The 22,059-nt window shown below is 41.3% G+C and carries 18 protein-coding genes and 2 pseudogenes; 6 read left to right on the forward strand and 14 right to left on the reverse strand.

Annotated elements, in window-relative coordinates:
• The first annotated feature begins 1,146 nt into the window (after positions 1-1,146).
• The 3 genes and pseudogenes from V7K56_RS21345 to V7K56_RS21355 all read left to right on the forward strand — a co-directional run.
• Positions 1,147-1,647: a helix-turn-helix domain-containing protein gene (locus V7K56_RS21345; RefSeq protein ID WP_334913327.1), complete on the forward strand. Its 501-nt coding sequence runs from the start codon at positions 1,147-1,149 to the stop codon at positions 1,645-1,647.
• 425 nt (positions 1,648-2,072) lie between these two features.
• Positions 2,073-2,216 (forward strand): annotated as a pseudogene (locus V7K56_RS21350) (IS701 family transposase); the annotation flags it as partial.
• A 37-nt stretch (positions 2,217-2,253) separates the two neighbouring features.
• Positions 2,254-2,361, forward strand: a pseudogene (locus tag V7K56_RS21355) (IS5/IS1182 family transposase); the annotation flags it as partial.
• A gap of 32 nt (positions 2,362-2,393) precedes the next feature.
• On the opposite strand, the gene V7K56_RS21360 reads toward V7K56_RS21355, so the two are convergent.
• The gene (locus tag V7K56_RS21360; RefSeq protein ID WP_334913329.1) at positions 2,394-2,888 is read right to left on the reverse strand and encodes a hypothetical protein; all 495 of its coding nucleotides are present in this window, start codon (positions 2,886-2,888) and stop codon (positions 2,394-2,396) included.
• Positions 2,878-3,717 (reverse strand): filamentous hemagglutinin N-terminal domain-containing protein, encoded by an 840-nt coding sequence (locus tag V7K56_RS21365; RefSeq protein WP_334913499.1) that lies wholly within the window; start codon positions 3,715-3,717, stop codon positions 2,878-2,880. Before V7K56_RS21365 ends, V7K56_RS21360 begins: the two co-directional genes overlap by 11 nt.
• A gap of 261 nt (positions 3,718-3,978) precedes the next feature.
• Between V7K56_RS21365 and V7K56_RS21370 the strand changes: the two genes are divergently transcribed.
• Together V7K56_RS21370 and V7K56_RS21375 are read left to right on the forward strand one after the other, a co-directional pair.
• Positions 3,979-4,143, forward strand: a complete 165-nt coding sequence (locus V7K56_RS21370) for a hypothetical protein (protein WP_334913331.1) — start codon at positions 3,979-3,981, stop codon at positions 4,141-4,143.
• A gap of 31 nt (positions 4,144-4,174) precedes the next feature.
• On the forward strand, positions 4,175-4,675 hold the full coding sequence (locus tag V7K56_RS21375; RefSeq protein WP_442940133.1) for a hypothetical protein: 501 nt from the start codon (positions 4,175-4,177) through the stop codon (positions 4,673-4,675).
• Here V7K56_RS21375 and V7K56_RS21380 read toward each other — a convergent pair.
• The 5 genes from V7K56_RS21380 to glgX all read right to left on the reverse strand — a co-directional run bounded on the left by V7K56_RS21380 (position 4,662) and on the right by glgX (position 13,597).
• A complete protein-coding gene (locus V7K56_RS21380; RefSeq protein WP_334913333.1) occupies positions 4,662-5,837 on the reverse strand; it encodes a low temperature requirement protein A in 1,176 nt (391 codons plus the stop codon). The genes V7K56_RS21375 and V7K56_RS21380 overlap by 14 nt on opposite strands.
• A 55-nt stretch (positions 5,838-5,892) precedes the next feature.
• Positions 5,893-7,314, reverse strand: a complete 1,422-nt coding sequence (locus V7K56_RS21385) for an ATP-binding protein (RefSeq protein WP_334913335.1) — start codon at positions 7,312-7,314, stop codon at positions 5,893-5,895.
• 2 nt (positions 7,315-7,316) lie between these two features.
• Complete coding sequence (locus V7K56_RS21390) at positions 7,317-8,978, reverse strand: FAD-dependent oxidoreductase (protein WP_334913337.1); 1,662 nt, start codon at positions 8,976-8,978, stop codon at positions 7,317-7,319.
• 289 nt (positions 8,979-9,267) lie between these two features.
• A complete protein-coding gene (locus tag V7K56_RS21395; protein ID WP_334913339.1) occupies positions 9,268-11,439 on the reverse strand; it encodes an AGE family epimerase/isomerase in 2,172 nt (723 codons plus the stop codon).
• 37 nt (positions 11,440-11,476) lie between these two features.
• Positions 11,477-13,597, reverse strand: a complete 2,121-nt coding sequence (gene glgX, locus V7K56_RS21400) for a glycogen debranching protein GlgX (protein WP_334913341.1) — start codon at positions 13,595-13,597, stop codon at positions 11,477-11,479.
• Positions 13,598-14,087: 490 nt separating this feature from the next.
• On the opposite strand from glgX, the gene V7K56_RS21405 reads away from it, so the two are divergent.
• A complete protein-coding gene (locus V7K56_RS21405; RefSeq protein WP_334913343.1) occupies positions 14,088-14,513 on the forward strand; it encodes an IS66 family transposase in 426 nt (141 codons plus the stop codon).
• A gap of 15 nt (positions 14,514-14,528) precedes the next feature.
• Here the strand turns inward: V7K56_RS21405 and V7K56_RS21410 are convergent, their stop codons facing one another.
• The 7 genes from V7K56_RS21410 to V7K56_RS21440 form a co-directional block, all read right to left on the reverse strand.
• Positions 14,529-17,189, reverse strand: a complete 2,661-nt coding sequence (locus V7K56_RS21410) for an MGH1-like glycoside hydrolase domain-containing protein (RefSeq protein WP_334913345.1) — start codon at positions 17,187-17,189, stop codon at positions 14,529-14,531.
• Positions 17,190-17,528: 339 nt separating this feature from the next.
• The gene (locus V7K56_RS21415) at positions 17,529-18,302 is read right to left on the reverse strand and encodes a glucose 1-dehydrogenase (RefSeq protein ID WP_334913347.1); all 774 of its coding nucleotides are present in this window, start codon (positions 18,300-18,302) and stop codon (positions 17,529-17,531) included.
• 455 nt (positions 18,303-18,757) lie between these two features.
• Complete coding sequence (locus tag V7K56_RS21420) at positions 18,758-19,120, reverse strand: aquaporin (protein WP_334913349.1); 363 nt, start codon at positions 19,118-19,120, stop codon at positions 18,758-18,760.
• A complete protein-coding gene (locus tag V7K56_RS21425; protein ID WP_334913351.1) occupies positions 19,117-19,572 on the reverse strand; it encodes an aquaporin in 456 nt (151 codons plus the stop codon). Before V7K56_RS21425 ends, V7K56_RS21420 begins: the two co-directional genes overlap by 4 nt.
• A 408-nt stretch (positions 19,573-19,980) precedes the next feature.
• On the reverse strand, positions 19,981-20,394 hold the full coding sequence (locus V7K56_RS21430; protein ID WP_334913353.1) for a VOC family protein: 414 nt from the start codon (positions 20,392-20,394) through the stop codon (positions 19,981-19,983).
• A 62-nt stretch (positions 20,395-20,456) separates the two neighbouring features.
• The gene (locus V7K56_RS21435) at positions 20,457-21,278 is read right to left on the reverse strand and encodes a nuclear transport factor 2 family protein (protein WP_334913355.1); all 822 of its coding nucleotides are present in this window, start codon (positions 21,276-21,278) and stop codon (positions 20,457-20,459) included.
• Positions 21,279-21,563: 285 nt separating this feature from the next.
• Entirely contained in the window at positions 21,564-21,938 is a 375-nt protein-coding gene (locus V7K56_RS21440; protein ID WP_334913357.1) for a nuclear transport factor 2 family protein, read from the reverse strand.
• Between the last annotated feature and the right edge of the window lie 121 nt (positions 21,939-22,059).

Below are 22,059 nucleotides of genomic sequence, written 5' to 3' on the forward strand. Positions count from 1 at the left end.
TACATGACTTGCTTAAGCCGTGTACTTGGAAACTTGTACGCACGGTTTTGAGGGGGGAAAGAGGTAGAAATATCTCTGACCTACCCGACAACTTCACTCCATCAAATATTTGAGGGATAAACCTTAGCTCGACTTTATCCAAAATTAAGAACTCGGTTTTCTTTACCCGGCAAAAATCCTAGTTTTTTGGCAAATACTTTTTCCACGTCACAGATTATCGATGAAGTTAAAAAAGTAAAACTACCTTCTCACAAAGGTTTCAGCGATAGCGTTGCCGTTGCGCCAAAAAGGGATAAAGTCGAGCTCAGAGGATGTCTGAAAAGTTTTGGCAAGGTATATTTTGTCATTCTAAGTGAAGCGAAGCGGAACGAAGAATCTCGATTTTTCGTTAATTTGTGAAATGCTTCACTTCGCTGGCGCTACGTTCAGCATGACATTTTTGACTTCTCAGACATCCTCTCAGCAAGCTCTATGTCGGTGCTAACTCACCTATCGGGACTTAAACAAAACGTATTATGGTTCGACGAATTACATAATTTTTGAGCAACTTCAAATTTTAAATATCCTCTTACAAATTAATTATATTACTGATGATAATTATGAGTTTTATATGAAGTTTTATATGAGTTTTTTAACAAATTTAAATCAATAATAATGTCATAATAATCAGGAAGATACTTAAACGATTACCCATTTTATAACTATGCCAGTAAAATTATTATCCGGATTTACTTATTTTACATAACTTAGTTTTTTATGTACTTAATTTTACATTTATGAATCTATAGTCATCAGAAATCTACCAAATTAATTATCATTACGACTTTATAAATGGATAAAAGAAAAGTCTACTTTTAAACGAATTGGTCTCTTAATTTAACTAATAATTGACATAAATGTAGAAATATTTAGGCTCTAATTTAATTCAGAGCATCTGAAATTCAAGTGGTTTAATACAATGAATGAGGTAATATGATGGACTCTAATTACTTATTAAATGACATTAGCTCTTATAACGTTAACATCGCTATTAATACGACGATACTGACAAATCTTGAAAACTTTTTATTTCAGTCCCAACCTTTGTTAAGCCATGTTTTTCGATTTATTGAGACAAATTATCATAATTCAATTAGCCTTAGAGAGGTGGCTAAGGCGGTCGGTCGATCCCCTGCTTACCTCACCGACCTTGTACGGCGAGAGACTGGAAAAACCGTGCTCTGTTGGATTGTTGAGCGTCGTATGGTAGAAGCACGCCGTCTACTTATCGAAACAGATCAGTCGGTAGAGCAGATTGCTGAAGCTGTTGGCTATCTAGATAGACGCCATTTCGGTCGCCAATTTCTCCGGCTCCACAATACAACCCCGCAAACATGGCGAAGGGAACATCGGAGCAAGAGCATCCCATGTTGGCAAAGAGTCCCACAAAAGGCAAGCTCAAGCGAATTAATTAACCAGGAACCCACAACTGTAACTTTTGCAGAAGCTCAACGGTTGCAAGCCTGTATCCAAGAGATTGCTGCAATTTTTAATAAGAGTACTGTTGCTAATGAAGTACTTATGTTAAAAAGTGAAAATGGTTCGGTTGCAAAAATAGACAATGGTTTGATACACATAACCTTAGTTTCAACTTGCGAATCGTATTGATTAGCGCTCTTTCATCACTCTCATGAAAGAATAATCTATAACTCTTGCAGTACAAAGCTTTTCCGAAAAATCTTGATTTCAGCCATTTAGTCAAAATAGCTTTTGTGAGCGTTACAGAATTAAGTATCGACCAGAACAGGAAGGTTTGTGGGCATTACCACAACAAGAATTTGGGTTATACCTCTTCTGTCACTTTCCGAGTAGCTAATCTCTGAAAGCTCTATCAATCAGTCAATACAGGCTTTCCTATTAGAAAAAAATAGGTTTTGTATTTGTTATTAGGAAATAATCGAGCGATGCCTGCGGCGGGCTACGCCTACGCCTGGTAGATAAAAGCTCTAGAATTCACAAATGGCAAATGTTTTCGGAGAGTGACAGAAGAGGATTATCCCTCTTCTGTCACTTTCCGGGTATTCTAAATAAAAAAAAGGAAGCTAAAAGCAGAGGATAAATATAAAACTCAAATAGAGTTAGCGTCAGAAATGATTACAGAGCTAATTGAATCAGGGTTTAATATTGAATTAGTATTGGCTGATAGCTTATATCGTGAAAGTAGCCAATTTATTAGAGGATGTTTTAAAAGTGGGGGGCTATTGTAAGAAAACGCTTAACTGGTGTCGACGTTTGAGTAAAGATTATGAACGCCTACCACAAACTTCCGAGACTTTTATTTATATTGCGATGATACGTATCATGGTTCGACGACTCGCATAAATTTTGACTTACTTGGACTTTTAAAACATCCTCTAAGTATTATTTACTTGGTTATCATTCGCTACAGCAACTAACCCAGCATTAAAGATGTTATTTCCTCTAGAGATATTAATATTTCTTACGCTAAGTATTTTTATATCTCCACTTTTATCTGTTGGTCTGCCAGTATTAATACCTTGATTAATTCGGACACTACCTCTATAATCCATCGTGACTGCATTACCTGGGGCATAAACTGAATATGGTTCTAGATTAGGTACTCTTTCTGCTTCTGTGATTTCAATTGAACCTTGAGCTAAACGGGTATTTTGCTTGTATTGATTAGTTAAAAAAATTTGACCATTAACTCGTCTGCTAACAATACTTCCTATTTTGATGTTCGCGCTTGTTGGCCCATTGTCACTTCTAGTAAGATTGGCAATTTCATTACTATTCGGTATTCCTGTAAGTTTAAGTACTTGAATGAGATTGCCTTCAATTGGAGTACCCACGATCGCATTTACATCTACACCTGCTCTAATATCCAAGCACCCGCACTGTATCCCCTGCTAACAGATTCAAATCTCCAGTCGTACCTATCTGACTCTCTACCAAAGTTAAATTGTGATGCGCTGTGAGTGTTGCAGTCTTAGCTATAACGTTCTTGGCTACGACATCACCATCTACTACAGATAAGCCTGAACCCACAAACTCTACCTGTTCGTTGCTGTTTACTGTCAGCCCTGGTAGATTACTGTTTTGTATTAACTCAGCTAAAGAGGATGATAAATTTTCAGGCACTCCTGATGATGGGGCAGCAATATTTAGTAGTTGTCCTGTTGAACTCAGGTTGAGAACACTACCATTTGGCACTGCTGCAACAGCAATCTGTCCTTCTGGTGCTGACAACTGCCCTGTGCTAGCTACTGTACCTCCTAACAGCGTTAGGTTTTGCCTTGTTGAGAGGTTCCCAAAATTAGCGATCGCACTTGGTTGTCCTTGGTTAAATTGCACTCCCAAAGGCACCGACACAGATAGTAATGGCGGGGTTGTAGGATTCGTTGCACTAAACTCTTTCCCATCTCCAAACTTTAAAGCATTCGCTGTACTACCTAAAAATGAACCATTTGGATCTAACGATGCATTGGGCCCAAAAAGAATTCCGTTGGGGTTGAGTAAGAATAAATTAGCATTACCCAGTACGCCGAGTTTCCCATTAATATTTGAGGCGTTGTTCCCCGTGACTCGGCTGAAAATACTCTCAATCCCAGCCGGATTGTTGAAATAAGCTCCTCGTCCATCTCTGACATTGAATTCCTGAAAACTATGGAAAAGGTTAGCACCGCGAATAGCACCGCCTTCTATGCGATCGCTCAGTGTACTCTGGAAGAATCAAGCAGCAAATATCAGCAATAGTACTTTTGTATAGTACATATACACTAAAATTAAATAGTAGATACAGGCTGAGAAGAAAGCGATGTCATTTTTTGGTCGCCTTGCCTTAAATTTTACTTTTGCGACTCAAAACGATTATTTTGGTGAGCTTTGAGTTGATGGTAGTACTCACGCAAGGAATATTAACCTGTTTGTTGTGTACGCTGTTCCAAGGCAAAGCGAGGGTAGCCCCAGTGTTGGGGAATGGATATTGTTGGTTGGATTGATTTAATGGAGATTGTTGAGAATCTGGTGAGAGGCGTAGGCGTAGCCCGCCGTAGGCATCACTTGACAACTGCGATCGCCTGTAATGAGAATAATTACGCCGTGATTAACTCCGCTCTGTCTAGCAGCCGTTACAATTTATGAGCAAATGCCACTGAGCTAAAAGCGTGGAATAATGGCTAAACCACCTTCTAAACCAGCTTCTAAACGCAAAAAAGCCACTTCTGTCGCATCTACCGATTCAACTTCAGCAACTAGCTTTGCAAACAAGGATATTTCCCAGCAAGTAGATCCCGCTTCAGCAACAATTACGGTTACTGCTGTTGAAATTCTAGAGTTGACAGAGGAAGAACAGCGCGATCGCCTTTACCTAGAGCGCCGTGTGGAAAAAGCGTTTTTTGAAGCAGGTAGAGCGTTGGCAGAATTGCGCGATCGCAGACTGTACCGTTCAACCCATCGCACATTTGAGGAATATTGTCGCGATCACTTTGGGCATAGCTGTCAAAAATCGAATTATTTGATTGCAGCAGCTGATGTCTATGAGAATTTGACAACAAATTGTTGTCAAAATTTGCCTCTTAAAGATTTGACAACAAATAGATCACAAATTTTGCCTACTATTAGGCATTCGGCTAGCCGACGACAGTATCTCTCGGAATCATTTATAAAAAACTAGTAACCTGACGCAGGTCGAGGATAATTTGAACAGCACCAACCGCAGCTATAAGCCCAATCAACTCCATAGCTGACAAACCACTGCCAACTACAGCAAGAATCAAAATAATAGCTGCTGCTACAAAGCGATACCCCGCCCGAACTTTGCAGCTTAGTCTGGTTTGGGTACTCACACCAGTAAGATAAATGATTCCAAGTGTAAAGAAGCACAGCGCCAAGCTAGCACAAATTAGCCAGCGCTCAACAGACGCCAGTACTAAACCTGTATTACTTGCCAAGGCGTGCTCTACCCCAACTCCGGTAGCGGCAATACCAATTACCAACGGTAAGTGCATATAGACCCAAGTCTGATAAGCTCCTATGTGGCGGCAGGCACGAGCAGCCTGGATTGCTGAGCCACCAAGGTTGTCAAAATACAGCCACCACAAACTAAAAGCAATACTCAACCCAAACACGGCAGTATATGCTGATGAGAAGTTCCACTGCTGCTGCGCGACACCATTAACTACTGCTAAGACTGTCTCGCCCAGCACAATCAAGGTAAATAAGCCAAAACGCTCAGGCAAGTGTGAAGCATGGGGAGCCAGTTCCACATGCACAGATTTTCCTGCTGTCGATATTATTCCAAATTCTACCGTCAGTGCTAAAATCCAAAACCCAAATCGTAGTGGCAATGGTACAAATACTGACACCAGCCAAATCAATGCCCCTAGTCCAGAACTGCTGGCGATTCGGGTCGTGAGTGGTCGTGCTGTAACTAGATGTCTTCCAGCACGTAAGAACTCGACGACGAGCAACACCCGAACAACAGCGTAGGAAAGGGCGAAACCAACTGAACTTTTACCTAACCCGTCGTGTACGTTCACTGCTAGTGCTGCCACTGCAAGCATTTGTAATGCAGTCAGAAGTCGGTGTCCCAAATCATCAGTATCAAATAGATTGGCGTAGAACGTAGCGCCAATCCAAGACCACCAAATCGGCACAAACAGCAGCAGAAAGCCAAGGAAGCCCGATAATGAGACATCCCGATTGAGATTGTGAGCAAGCTCCGAAATCGCAACCACAAAAAATAGATCGAAAAAGAGTTCTAACCATGTCGCATGCCGTTCTTCTTCGTTATCTTCACTAATACGTAACTCAGGAGATTTCAACCATTTGTTCATCCCATACACTCCTGGGAGCAACTGTTTATAAACTGCATACTTGTATTATTAAGTGTTACAAATGGGTATTCATGCATTCAGATGTTGTTTCGGCCAAAGATATGGGCAGAATAACCTGAAAACGCGTGTTTCCTGGTTCGGAGAACAAGCGGATCTCGCCTTTATGCTTTTCAACAATTCGGTAACTAATGACTAGACCTAAACCTGTTCCCTGACCCACCCCCTTAGTGGTAAAGAACGGCTCGAATATCCGCTCTTGGATCTCTGGCGGAATGACTGGACCGTTGTTGGCAATTTCTACTAGTACACACTTATTTTTTTGCACTGTGCGAATCCTGATTTGTCCTTGTCCACTCATTGCATCGATCGCATTATCAATCAGGTTCGTCCATACCTGGTTGAGTTCGCTACCATAGACCGAGATTAGAGGTAGGCTGCGGTCATAATTGCGCGTTACAGTAATGCCGCCTTTGAGCTTATGACCAAGAATAGTTAGCGTACTTTCAAGTCCCTGATGTATATCTACCTCCTGCATCGGAGCCTGATCCATATAAGAGTACTCTTTAATCGCTTTGACTAGTTCGGAGATGCACCCCGAGCTTTGGTCAATTTCGTCCAACAGCTCAATTCCTGTAAGTGTGGCTTCGAGCCAAGCTAGAACTTCAGCAAGTGATTCTATGGGTAAATGCTCCACGATCCTATCCAAGCGTTGAGTATCCAGTCCTCCCCGGACTAAGGAAGAAGCAATTTTCCAGCCATCAGGCACGTTGTGTAAATCCAGCCAGGCTGTCACCTCTTGCTCGCGATCGCTCTGGGCTAGTAAATCATCTAACTCACAGGGTGTTTCGGCATGTGCAATTACTGTGTGCAGCAAATTGTCAAGAAACAGCAGTTGTTCTTTTGTCATCTGCCTGTGATTGAGTTTGAGTCCAAGGTATGGCAATTGTTGAAAGATGAGGTGCAAATGCTTTGCACTTCGGACGACGGCTGTTGCTGGGTTGTTCAACTCGTGAGCCAGGCCAGCTGCTAAAGTACCAAGGGCAATTAGCTTTTGGTGGTGTTGTGACATAGACTCCAACATTTGCACCCGTTGCGCCGTGACGATTAAAAGGTCACGTGTAATTAACGGACAGGTTGTAAACATTTCCCAGAAAACATCTGTGTCCCATTTCAACATATAGCTTGCTTTCACAGCACGCACGTTGACCAGATGGTAAGGAGCATCTAATAGAATCAACTCATGACCTGTATATGTTTGAGCACCAAAACTTATTACCTGTCTTTCTGCATTACCGACCTTTTTGGTAAACTCGATTTCACCTTCTATCAGTGCGTAGAAATTGTCTAGTGGTTCTCCCTCAAAAGCTATGTATTCTCCTGGAACCAGCCATAGTTCACTGGCGCGTTCGGACAACCATTGGAATTGCTTGTCTGTCAATTGTGCAAAAAGCGACACTTGGCGCAAAGCATCAAACATAATCATACCTTACTTAGATATTGATGGATGAACTGAATAGCGATCGCACCTTCTCCAACACCAGAAGCAACTCGCTTCACAGACCCGTTACGTACATCTCCAGCTACAAAGATGCCTGGTACGCTGGATTCAAGCAGGAAGGGTTGGCGATCCAGTTTCCATGCCTTTGAACATCGTTTATTGGGTATCAGGCTCGACCCAGTTAAGATAAACCCTTGTTCGTCTCTCTCCACAATCTCAGCTAACCAATCAGTGTGCGGCTTTGCACCGATTAAAATGAACAGCATCTTTGTAGGAACAGTTTCCTGTTCGTGGGTTTTAGTGTTAGCGATCGTAATTGCCTCTAGGTTAGTCTGGCCGTGAACTTGAACGATGTGGGAGTGAAACCGTACTGTGATATTGTCTGTTGCTAAGATTCGGTCTATCAAGTACTTTGACATACTTGTAGCCAGTGAGTTGCCGCGTACCAACATAGTCACATGGCGAGCATACTTAGAAATGTACACCGCAGCTTGCCCAGCTGAGTTAGCTCCGCCAACTATATAAACATTTTCATTTTCACAGCAGAGTGCTTCGGTCATTGCCGCACCGTAGTAGACACCTGCTCCAGTCAGATTTTCAATTCCAGGCACATCAAGCTTGCGATATGAGACACCTGTGGCAATCAGCAATGCATGACAGCTTAATTGTGTCCCATCTTTGAGCTTGATGATCCGACAAGAATCTTGCAAGCGAATATCAATTACCTCTTGAGGCGAGAGTATTTCTACCCCGAATCGTCTAGCTTGAGTAACAGCGCGGCGAGCTAATTCCGATCCACGAATTCCTTGGGGAAAGCCTAAATAGTTCTCGATCCGGGAACTTGTCCCTGCTTGTCCCCCCGGAGCCTCTTTTTCAATCAACACTGTGCGTAGACCTTCAGACGCTCCATAGACTGCTGCTGCCAAACCAGACGGGCCAGCCCCGATGATCGCCAAATCGTAAAAGGGCATTTGAGCTTGCATCTTCAACCCGATTTTTTCTGCAATTTCAGCGTGGTTTGGCTGTGTCAGATACGAACCGTCAGGACATATTACTAGTGGCAAATCCCCAGTATTGCATTGAGTATAAGTAATCCATTGACGCGCTTCTTCCTCTATCTCAATGTCCAACCACTGATAAGGCACATAATTGCGGGCCAAAAAGTCCTTAATGTGATGACTCTTGGGCGACCAACGGGAGCCAATAACGCGGATACCTTCAAAGATTGGGCGGTATGAAGAAACCCAATCGTCTAGTAAATCGCTAAGAACTGGGTACAGAAGGTCTTGTGGCGGCTCCCAAGGTTTGAGAAGATAGTAATCAATCTTGGCTGTATTAATAGCTGAGACAGCAGCATCGGTGTCTGCATAAGCAGTTAATAAGACTCGTTTTGCAGACGGGAAAATTTGCATAGCCTGTTCAAGGAACTGCACGCCTGACATTTGTGGCATCCGCTGATCTACTAAACAGAGTGCAACTGTCTCGTTACGTAGTTTTACCTGTTGCAATACTCTTAAAGCATTTGCACCTGAATCGGCTCGTAGTACCCGAAAGCGATCGCCATACTCCTGTCGGAGATCTCGCTCTATTACTCGTAAAACTCCGGGGTCATCGTCAACAGTAAGTAGTACAGGATTAACCAAAATAGCTCCTTTCTAATAATGAGGTTTGTAATTATTTAGCTAAGTAGAAAAGCTTGAAAATTTAAAGTATATGTTAATACTTTAATTTTAGAAGGGAGACTAAGGTGTAGGAAAAGAAAAACTTTCCCACCACTCCCCACTCTCCCTGTTCCATTTAATCCTTTCAACAAATAACTTTCCTTGACCAAACTGTACGTAGTCCTAATAGCTTTAGATAAACCGCAGTTCCCTTGTTGGAATCATGTATCTTTTATCCAATTAGGACTACTAAAATGTCTTTCAAGGCAACTTACACACTCGCCATCTCAACAGTTTCATATTCATCCAACACAGTGACGCTATCACAAAATGCACTCGTAACGAGGAATTGTTTCACGTTCTCCGGTGCGCCGACTATATAGAGGTCAATATTAGAACCCAGTTTTTGCTTAGTAAAAATCAAGGCTCGCAGACCAGCAGTAGTAATACATTCTAGGTCTTGTAGTAATAAGACCAGACGATTGATTGGCTGTTGAGTTGCTTTAGTCATTGCTTCTTGAAAACGGATCACAGCACTAGCATCTAGTAATCCAGTTAAAGAAATTTTGGCAGTACCATTACTGACTTCCAACAGTGTTGCGTCGAAAGATACTTGAGTGGGAAGAAGCTTCACTTTAACTTTCAGTTCTTCTTGAGTAGCTGGTAATTTGACCGTTAGGCTTGCAGCATCAAAATCAGTATACTTTTGCCCATTGATCCATACATCGGCAATCCGCACACTGCCTGGTGGCAAAATATCTGGCGCAACTCGCAGAATGTTGTCTTTAAAACCACCTGGCTTTGGTTTGAAGTACAAATCCATTGGCTGTTTAGTAATCAGCAGATTGGTATAAACGCAAGCTAGGTAAGCTAGTTCAAAGGAGTGGTAACCGCTCATTGAGTGGCTCCCCTTGCCTCGCTCCGTTCCTAATAAGTAGGGAATTCCATTTGACAGAACATTGAAGTAGATACCCCCAGCCAGGTAATCAAGAAACCAAGCATTATAGAAAGCTGCCGCTTCACGTGCATGGCGTTGATATTCAGGTTTATCAAGTGAGCCAGTCAGAATCAGGTAGGCTAAGATAGCTTGTTCCTGCTGCCACCAAGCCTTCCGGTTATGCCAAACAAAGCGGTGTACCTCTTGTCCTGGTTTTAAGGTACGTTCAACCACATCGTACCACCCTCCACGCTGTTGGTCGCTACCGACTGCTGGCATGATTTGTGCAATCTTTTCTGCCAAAGTCACATAGTTTTCTTTTGGTTTGAGATGGTTCATCCGCATTAAGTTCCAAGCAATTTTCAGGTTATGACCTACAACTGCTCGATTCTGCTGCCATCCCCAAGTTGTATCGTGGCTCCAATCCTCATAAAAACGTTCTTGAACAAATGGGCTATGGTCATAATCCGGGAACCGCTTTTCAATGGTGTCGAAGGTGTACTCAAGGAAATTTGCATATTCTTCCTTGCCAGTCGCCAGCCAAAGATTGATCAAATAAGCTGGGGCATGGTCACCTACCGAGTTCCAGTTCTTCTTGCCGCGATTGTGGCCTAGAGTCGGAGAGTCGGAGCTAAGAGTAATTGGATCGATATGGGAGAAAAATCCTCCTTTCTCTGTCTTGTCCAAGAAATACTTGTTAAACAGATTAATCGTCAACTCAATATCTTTGATAATACTTGGATCGCCCGTTATCCGATAGGTTTGGGTGGGCCCAGCCAGCGCATAAATTTGCTCATAAGCTGGAATAGCGTCATAATCATCCCCAAATTCTGAGGAAAATATTTTCTGCTCGCTGCCATTTGGGTTCACATCAACAGCATGATACCAATAGCAAATTTCCTCGCCTTCATCTAGAAAACGCATGTGTTGGCGCAGGTATTCAGTACCTTTTTCGGCAGCCTCAAGATAGCGATCGTCCCCAGTCACCATGTAGGCTGTGGCAAAACCGTAAACTAGACGAGAAATGGTGTCAGTTTCCTGACGATTACTATCTTCCTTAGAACCAACTAAGCCAATACCAGTGCGATATTTTCGATAATCAATTTCGCCATCTTCAAACTGGGCGTTGAGGTAAAAATCACCAAGGCTTCGTATTTGCTTTATCCACCAATCTGGTCTTTCAAAAAGATACTCATTTTCGGTTCTACCCAGAAAAACTATGTGTTTAGCTTCAAACTTATGCTCACCTGCCTCAGGATAAAAAATGCCATACACGAAAAGATAGCAATTTGGAACGAGCATTGAACTTATTCGGCTAGTGCAATCAAAGAAAGGCTCATCTAAATTGCGTACTAATTCAGCATATGTCATTGAAGTCAATGCTACTTCAAATTTTCTCCCATCTGAGGTTTTGAGATCAAAACTACCAGAATCTCCCTTACTTGAATCAAAAGCGGTAACATACCCAGCAATTAAATCCGAAAACGAAAAGCCTAGATTACTCATTGAATTAACTCCGAATTGGAAATTGATTAACTGGAAACTATTTAGAAATCAGAACAACAACACTACGCTCTTTAACAGAATAGACATTATCCGAAACTACAGTTTCTTCCCCTGGTTCTACAATATCCATTGGAGAAGGAAACGCTGTATCTACTACTCTGCACCATTTTCTACCTTTAATAGAAGGAATTTCAAACTCCAGATCCTGCCAGTACATGTTGAGCATGACATGAATATCTGCTTCTCCTTCAAAGCCGCCGAGAGTAAATGCGAGAACTCTAGCATGAGAGTCGTGCCAACCTGGTTTAAATAACTTGCAACCATGCCAAGCAATATCTGTTAAACCCTGTTCGTTAACTTCACCAGTGAAAAAATTATTACGACGTAAGGCAGAGTGACAGTAGCACTTGCGGAAATTAATCATCAGTTTGAAGAACCTGAAAATATCAGCATTCTTCTGGGCAAGATTCCAGTCTAACCAACTAATTTCGTTATCTTGACAATAGGCGTTGTTGTTACCTTTTTGAGTACGTCTGACTTCATCACCAGCCACAAGCATGGGTACACCTTGAGAGAGCATGAGAATGGCTGCGAAATTCTTAATCTGTCGCCGACGTAATGCATCAATTTCTGGATTGTCAGTTTCTCCTTCAACCCCACAATTCCAACTTAAATTGTCATTGATGCCATCTTGATTGTTTTCACCATTTGCTTCATTATGCTTGTCGTTGTACGAAACTAAATCATTGAGGGTGAACCCATCATGACAGCTAATGAAGTTGATGCTGTTAATCGGTAAATGTCTACTCGATTCATAAAGGTCAGCACTTCCAGCAATTCGCCAAGCAACTGCCCCAACTATTCCAGGATCTCCTTTGACAAAGCGCCGGATGTCGTCTCGAAAACGTCCGTTCCATTCTGCCCAACGATATCCAGGAAAGTCGCCAATTTGATAAAGTCCACCGGCATCCCAAGCCTCGGCAATGATTTTGGTGTCAGCTAGTGTTTCGGATGTTTCAATGTGCCAAATCACTGGTGGATGGGTCATTGGTACTCCATCAGGGCTGCGAGATAGGATAGAGGCTTCATCAAAGCGAAAACCATCGACATGCATCTCTTTGACCCAAAATTCCAGGCAATCTACAATTAATTTTTCTACTATGGGGTGGTTGCAGTTGACGGTATTGCCACACCCGGAGTAATCCATGTAGTACTGTTTATCCCAAGGAACTTGGTGATAAAAGATGCTATTAAAAAGGCCTTTGAAGCTGATGGTTGGGCCTTCATGGTTACCTTCGTCGGTGTGGTTAAATACTACATCTAGAATGACTTCAATCCCTTCTTTGTGTAAAACCTTGACCAGATCTCGGAACTCTCTAATATGATTTCCGACATCAGGATAAGCACAATATGAAGCTTCAGGAGCAAAGTAGCTGTGCGGGTTGTATCCCCAATAGTCTTTTAGTTCCTTACCGTTGACTTCTCGGAGAATGTTCTTTTCATCAAAGTCAAATATTGGCAAGAGTTCAACAGCTGTGATTCCTAACTCTTTGAGGTAAGGAATTTTCTCGATAATTCCGGAAAAAGTACCGGGATATTTACAGCCAGAAGAGGCTGACCTAGTAAATCCGCCAACGTGTACCTCGTAAATAATGGTATCACTCATTGAACGATTGAGGGGGCGATCGCCTTCCCAATCATAATCTGATATATCTATAACTACACTACGCATAGAAGTAGTTAAGTTGTCTTTTGACCCTAAAGCATCGTTACGCTGCCAAAGAGTGTTAGTGTTTCCTTTAGCGTAGGGATCGAGCAGTACCTTATTTTTATTAAAGCGGTGTCCTCCCTGGTGTAAATCTGGATTACCATTAACTCGGTAAGCATAGTGAACACCCGGTTTTAACCCTCTGACATAGACATGCCAAAAGTGAAAGGTTTTATTCAGCTTTGGGTTTAACTGAATAATTTGTGTTGGTTGCAAAGCATCATCTTGATCGAACAATAAGAGTTCGACAGAAGTAGCATGTTCTGAAAAAATGGAAAAGTTTACTCCATCTTTGTCTGGCACTGCACCGAAAGGATGCGAACATCCTGATTCTACTTGGTACTCTAATTTTGTTGGTTCAAGCTGATGTCTATCTGTAGTTAAGGTCATTTTTGCTTCTTGTCCTTACAGCATTTTACTAGTGGGATATTTAGCACACCTTTAGCCATTCATAAAACTATTACTGGTGTTTAATGATGAGTTTTTTAGCAATTTATTAATGGCTAAAAGTCTTAAAAGCTCCATTGTTTTTGACTACAATTTTGCCCTTGATAAGGCTAATTGTTTGTATTAGCATCTCAAAACTTTATACTCATTAATCTTGAGTATTTGCTAAATTAAACTTTTTCAACTAAATCAGAAAAATTAAATCTACTTTTTTCGGTGATTTAATTTCCTACTAATAGCTTATATTAACTACTTTAATAAGTTTTTTATAAAGCTACAAGGGTTGAACTTTAGAGATATGTTTATATTTTTTTGATAATAAAAATTAGATAAATAAAAATATTTTTAACTATTCCTCTTTAAAAGATTAAACGTAAGGATTCAGGTGGTAGGGGATTGACAAAAGGGATCTAAAGGGTAGAGTATCGCAATAATGAACAAAAACCTGCCAGCAGAACAAGATAGAGACAAGCTAAACCAGTTGCTGAAGGATGAACTGGTAGAAATCATCATCAGGCAGGCGATCGTGATTGAGCAATTACACAAAACAGGGGCAAAAGCCGGAAACCTTTTACGCTCTTTGCGGGATAAAGCCTCTCAATGGTGGTATTTCCTCAATAACCCTGAAGTTCCTCCAGATAACAACTTAGCTGAACAATCGCTACGTTTGGCTGTGACAAAACGTAAGGTCAGTGGTGGTTCCCGTTCGATGGAGCGGTTTCAACATACTGCCAATTTGTTGACGGTGATGCAGACTTGTCGCCGTCAAGATAGGTCTGTAATTGTTTTTTTTGCACAAGCACTACTGGCTGACTCTATTAATTCTCAATCTCGCCCTTCTTTACTTCCGCAATTTTAGACCTGAATCCTTATATTAATCTGACAATACCTGTTCTGCACATTGCTGAATTAATTTGGCAATTAAACCTGTCCAACCAGTTTGATGACTAGCACCAATACCAGCGCCATTATCTCCATGAAAATATTCATTGAACAAAATCAGATCGTGCCAATTCGGGTCAGTTTGGAATTTTTCTATTCCACCATAAAAAGGTCGTCTACCAGAACTATCTGCCAGAAAAATTTGGATCAGCCTTTGAGCTAATTCAATTGATACTTCCTCGAGCGTCATCATTTGACCTGAACCTGTGGGACACTCAACTTTGAAATCATCGCCGAAGTAGTGATAAAACTTTTGCAGTGATTCTAGGAGTAGATAATTAATCGGAAACCAAATTGGTCCACGCCAGTTAGAATTACCGCCAAACATTCCTGTGGTAGACTCGGCAGGTTCATAATCGACTCGATACTCCTGATTATCTACCGTCAAAACGTAAGGAGCGGATGCATGAACTTTAGAAACAGAGCGAATACCATAAGCGCCAAAGAATTCTGTTGCGTCTAACATCTTTTCTAAGATGCGACGGAGTTTATCTGCATAAACTATCGCTAGCAGTCGGCGCTCACCAACACCTTGTTTCTGCATACAAGCGATATTTCGAGTCAGGTCGGGGCGATTTTTCAAAAACCATTGCGTCCTTTGCTTAAAGCCTGGGAGTCGCTCTAAGGTTTCTGGTTCTAAAATGCTCACGGCACACAATGGAATTAACCCCACCAGCGATCGCACTTTCATTGGGAATTGATTACCATTAGGTGAATGTAGGGCATCGTAGTAAAAGCCATCGCTTTCATCCCATAATGCTATTTCAGCATCACCAACGCCGTTCATGGCATCAGCAATGTACAAGAAATGCTCGAAAAACTTGCTGGCGATGTCTTCGTAGGTAGAATTTTCTTTTGCTAACTCTAAGGCGATCGTTAACATATTTAGAGAATACATCGCCATCCAACTTGTACCATCAGCTTGTTGCAGATATCCACCAGTTGGTAGTTGAACGCTACGGTCGAAGACACCAATATTATCCATACCTAGAAAGCCACCCTGAAAGATATTTTTACCCTCAAAATCTTTCCGGTTAACCCACCAAGTAAAGTTTAACAGTAATTTCTGGAAGATACTCTCCAGAAATTTTTTATCCGCACGACCATAGATTTTTTGCTCAATCTGATAAACCTGCCATGTTGCCCAAGCATGAACGGGCGGATTGACATCACCGAAAGCCCATTCATAAGCTGGTAGCTGACCGTTAGGATGCATATACCATTCTCGTGTCAAGCGACTCAGTTGCAATTTGGCGAAGTCGGGATCGATCATCGAGAGCGGAATTACATGAAAAGCTAAATCCCAAGCTGCAAACCAAGGATATTCCCATTTGTCCGGCATGGAAAGTATATCGTCGTTAAATACATGAAACCATTCATGGTTTCTGCCGCCCAGTCGCGATGCTGGCGGCGGCGGCCCAGCCGGATCGCCTTTTAGCCATTGTTCAGCTACATAATAGTAAAATTGTTTACTCCACAACATGCCAGCAAATGCCTGTCGCTGGACATTCTGCCTGTCCTCTAACATCGGCAACGGACAAATCCGCTGATAAAATTCATCTGCCTCGCGCTGGCGCTGTTGCCAAATAGTATCAAATTCACTCCCAAATGGGGCAATTAAATTTTGCGTGTCACTTAATCGCAGCTGCACTGTTTTAGTTTCGCCTGCACCGATTTCTAATTGGTAACGAGCTGCAAATTTAGTGCCAATCCGATTGGGATTAACAGCTGTTTTTTGCCCATTTACCACATAATTATTTATTCCATCTTTAACGTATGCTGAAGCATTATTAACCCCAAATAATCTTTGATTATTAGTCTCATTTTCTGTAAAAAGTAGTTCTGGAGTTCCATTACAGTACAGCCATCGGGTTTCTAAACAGGGGTGATAAGCTTCAATGGTACTGAGGTCAGAGTTAGATTGGCTAATTTTCAGCCACGGCTTTTCTTGTTGATTATCAGTCCAAGACCAGGTATTGCGGAACCAAAGCGTTGGTAACAAATGCAGCGTTTTTGCTTCTGGACCTCGATTAATTGCAGTAATTTGAATCAAAATATCGTCGGGTGAGGCCTTGGCGTACTCAACGAATACATCAAAATAGCGGTCTTGGTCAAATATACCTGTGTTGATTAATTCAAACTCTGGGGCAAGGCGATCTCTGCGTCGATTTTCTTCTACCAGCTGGTTGTATGGGAAAGCAGCTTGGGGATATTTATAAAGATATTTCATGTAGGAGTGAGTAGGGGTGTTATCCAGGTAGAAGTAATATTCTTTAACATCTTCCCCGTGATTCCCTTGATTCCCTGTGAGACCGAAAAGCCTCTCTTTGAGAATTGCATCTTCACCATTCCACAGAGCGATCGCAAAACATAGTCGCTGATGATTATCAGAAATTCCTGCAATCCCATCCTCTCCCCAGCGATAGGCACGGGAGCGAGCATGGTCGTGGGGAAAAAATTCCCAGGCGTTACCATCAGCGCTATAGTCTTCCCGTACTGTTCCCCATTGTCGTTCACTCAGGTACGAACCCCATCGTTTCCAGTAGGCTGTGCGCTCGCGGTCTGCTGCTAATCTTGCTTCTTCTTGAGTCATAGGAATTTTGGATTTGGAATTAAAAATCTTTAGCACAAGGCTGTTCTAGAAGAATCTCAAACTTTTGTTTTTACGTTTTTTTGCAACAAGGCAATTTCAATCAAAAAATGGAGATGCGATCGCTCAATTCTTGATGATGTCTAAATCTGAAGATAAGGGTAATATTTTCTCCCCAGAGTGACAAAACAGGGGTCATACAGAGCCGTTTGATCTCACTTAGGTAGTAATAGAGTTCTGATCGGCGGCTTCAGTACAGTTTCCCCTACTTGCCTCAACAAATGAACTAAACAAGCCTGCTATTCAACTCTATAACGGTAGAGTAGAGCCAACACAAACTACCTACTGCTCATGATAGTTTCGGCTGAGTCCTCCATCTACATAAAAGGTTGCCCCTGTAATGTAGTCAGCATCGGCTGAGGCTAAGAAGCCGACTATAGGTGCGATATCCTCTGGCTTACCTAAACGACCTAAAGGAATATTTTTCAACAACGCTCCCAATTTTTCGGGGTCATTTAACAGCTTACTATTGATTGGTGTCTCAATTGCTCCTGGGGCTACGTTGTTAATTGTTATTCCCAGAGGGCCAAGTTCAACTGCTAAGTTACGCATCATCATCTTTACACCACCCTTGCTAACACAGTAGCCAGTGAAATGGGGGAATGCTATTTCCTCATGGGTGGAGCTAATATTGATGATTTTACCAGTTCGCTTGGTTTCGATGAAGTACTGTACTATGGCTTGAGTGGCGAAAAATGTGCCTTTGAGGTTGAGATCGATTACTGCGTCATAGTCGGCTTCGCTGATGTCCCAGAAGTCAGCATTTCGACCGTCGATTCCAGCATTATTCACGAGAATATCTAGCTTGCCAAAGTATTGAATACCTTGGTCTATAAGTTGGCGGATATCGCTAATTACACTCAAGTCAGCTTTAATAGTTAAGCCTTTGCTACCAGCTGCTTCTACTTTAGACAGAGTTTCTTGAGCGCCTTCAGGATGAGAACGGTAGTCAATTACAACATTTGCACCTTGTTGAGCAAGATGTACAGCAATAGCTTGACCAATTCCGCCGCTGCTACCAGTTACTAAAGCTACCTTACCTTCTAGTTTCTTCATTGACTTTCTCCTTCTAAAGTATTTTGATGTTTTCTAGGGTTTATAAATGATTCTAAACTATAAGAATAGGAGTCAGAATTCAGAGAAAACTCTGTAGCAGAGCTTTTACTCCTCACAAATTCCAAGAATTAAACCAGTTCAACAATCAGAAAAATATTTGATAAATTAATATACAAATTAGAACTTCTGATTCCTGAGTGTTGATTTATTATCGCTCCTCTTATATCACTTTGGTAAGATGAAAATACTCTACCGTTGGTAAGACTCAGATGTAGTGAAAAATTGCGCGATCGCTTTTGGTAGATGCTTTGCATATCACATCATTTTAGCTTTGTTCTTGGCGATTTTGCTAAAAATAAAACTCATAGATTATTCTTTACTAAAAGTTAAATAATAAGTAAAGTGCCAAATTTTTTGCTGTTCAAATCCTGCAAGCTAACTTTGTTAGTTTCGGGTTAAATCTGCTCATGCCTTTTAAGATGTGGTACTTTAACATTTTTAAAAATACAACGGTAATTGGGAACATGAAAAAGTTTGCCTGTCAAAACTTCGCGTTCTCCCATAGATATAAGTTGAAAAACTTTTACGCCAACTAATGCTCCAAGTGGAGATGCAATATAATAAAGCCACTGGTTTTGCCAAGACCATGCTAATAAAGCAGGGCCAAAGCTGCGTGCTGTATTCAAACTGGTTCCAGAAATGGGCGCTCCCAACCAAACCATAGTTGCAACTAAAAGCCACACCATTACAGGTGTCCAGCGTAATAAATGATGATGACTCAAAAAGATAAAGATAGACAGCACTAACAAAAATGTCATAAAAATTCAGCTATAAATACATACCACAAAGGATAATTTATTCCTGGTGAAGTGATACAATAATTGACGCTGATCAGATAATTCCCCCACAAAGCTAATGCTAAAGATGTGCCAATAATTGCACCAATAAATTGACTAAAAATATATCCAATTAAATCCTGTTTATGCATTTTACCTTGCAACCAAAACGCAAATGATAAGCAAGGGTTGAGGTGCGAACCACTCAGTTTTCCTAAAGGAGAAATACTAAATAATGCACCGCTTCCAGCAAAAAAGAGACCATTAATTAATAAACGAGGACTCACTGCCGGGATGAGATGCTCCATAGGCAAGCCTTTGCCAAAATTGAAGGTAATGATACTAAATCCAACCAAGAGATTGAAAGCAGTTCCCACCAACTCTGCACCATATTCAGACCAGTTAAGGGTTTTCCAATTTATGAAAGTATTCATAAGTTTATTTCTGTCGCTCAACAATTAAACTTTATACAGCAATTCAATTTAGATTTTGAACAAAGTAAGACTTACGCAAAATTATCAAAAAACAAACTGCGAACGCAAGTGCAGACGCACCATAAGAACGCAAAGGACACGAAGTAATAAGAGTTTTAGAGAATATCTTGTGTAAGTCCTACAAAAATTAGCTAGTGGACAAGGCAGAGCGAACGCACTGTATTTCTGAAACCCTTGTTGGATAAGGATATTGACGAAAAAAGAGGCTAAATTTAAAAACGTCAAAACCCTTGCTATTAAAGGATTCTTATACTTTAGATGCGTTTGCCCTGGTGGACAAGGATTTTGATTGTGAACTTGTTCATCTCCTATTGAGGAATGCTGTATATAGTTAAGTTGAAATTATCCTCAATTTACCTGCAATGGTGGTGGATTATCCTGATCGACGTATCCCTGGCTGATCTCAACGATATTGCCATCTGGGTCGGATACCCAAACGGTGCGCCACCCAGGAATAAAGCTATCAAAGTTGAGTGGGCCAAGGGTTACTTTTGCATCCTTGCCGATTTCAGCCAGTTTAGCATCAACATCATCAACCTGGAAACCAAAATGACGCCAAGCCGGATAGGTGGGCCCATCTTGGGTAGCTAAAGCGACAGGGGTTTCTCCCTTGGCTTGGAAAAGTTCAAGGTACATATCACCCAACTTCAGAAAGACAATCTGTTCATTATTGCCAATTGGTGCAACCCTTGCTCGCTTAAAACCGAAATATTTCGTGTAGAACTTTTCAGTTGCAATCGGATCTTTGCAGCTGATTGCCATTTGAGAAACTTTTAGTAAAGCCATTACTTCAGTCCTTACTGACACAAAAAAAGTGAACTTAGTTACGCGTATGAGCCATCGGGGTACTGAATTACACCAGCAAAGTGAACGGCGATTTGGCGATTGCGCAGCACCCAGTTATCATAGAAACTCACCTCGCCAACATCGCCATTGACGCTTCTGGTTTTCAGGCTTTCGACTATCATCAGCGTGTTCTCAGTTTCAGCCCACTGGTCAAGCTTGACCTCAAAATCTTCTAGACTGAAGATGCGACTTTCAAAAAACTCTCTAAGCGCTTGACGACCGCGCACGTAAAGCGGCTTGCGATTTTCGGTTAAAGTGCTAATAAGCAGGACATCTTCAGTATATTGGTTGAGTAAACCATCAACATTCTTGGCTTTAATGAAGCCAATATGCTCTTTATAAAACTTGCCTAATGGAGATGTGGGTACTTCTGTTTTAACTGTTCCTGCATTTGCATAAGTTTTATCTGGATACTGGATTACACCAGCAAAGTGAATTGCGATTTTTCCATCTTGCAAAAACCAGTTATCGTAAAACTCTACACTACCGACTTCCCCAGTCTTACTTGTGGTTTTTAGCTCCTCCACCATCATCAGCGTGTTTTCGGTTTCAGCCCACTGGTTAAGACTGATTTCAAAATCTTCTAAACCGAAAATACGACCTTCAAAAAACTCTTTGAGTGCTTGACGACCTTGCACGTAGAGTGGCTGGCGATTTTCAGTTAAGGTACTAATAAGTAAAGCATCATCGCTATATTGGTTGAGTAAACCATCAACATTCTTCGCTTTAATGAAGCCGATATGCTCTTTGTAAAGCTTGCTGATGGGAGATACAAGCAATTGTTCTATTGGTGTACTCATACTAATCCTCTATGTATGGTATTCAGACTGAAAGAAGTTATCGTGAGGATGGGAAATAAAATCGAGTCGTACTTAGGCAACTCAAGAAATAAATTATCCCGTTTGAAGTTGCTGACTGATGAACGCCAGTTGCTTCAAGTCGGCAGAGCCGCCCAACACACTGGCTCCTGTTGATTGTGAACAGTGGGATATTTTTGAGAAACGAAGTCGCTTAAATTAACTCGTTTGTAGTTGGCGTTAGTTGTAAACTACAAACAAGCACGAGTCTCAGGAATTAGCCTTATTTTAAGAAACCCAAAAACCAAAGTGATAAGCAATTTGTCCATTACGGATAGTCCAGGCATCTCCAACTGATACTTGACCAAGTTTACAGTTGAATTTTGCTTGGAAAAAAATAGCATTTTCTGCTTCTGTGAAGTCGAGGGATTCGATATCAATATATTCAATTGTTTTCAGGTAGTCGTGAAAGAATTTTTTAATATTTTCACGACCATTAACTGTAATGGGTGCAGGTGTATTATCAAAGCCATTAAAGAAGGTGATTAATACAGCATCTTCTGCATAATCCCTATCCACCATTTCATCGATTTTTCCGGCAGAAATAGTCTCAATATGTTTGTCAAAAAATTGGCGTCCGGGTGAAATTGTTGAAACCGTCATTTTTATATCTCCTGTAATTGTTATGGAATTATGAGTATGGAGCGCTATTAACTACACATAATTATTTTTGGTAGTTGTCATTTGCACCCCAAAACTTCATTTGTTCGTGGATATCTGCACT

Origin of the sequence: Nostoc sp., from assembly GCF_036917535.1 — a bacterium.
Classification (GTDB): Bacteria; Cyanobacteriota; Cyanobacteriia; order Cyanobacteriales; family Nostocaceae; genus Nostoc.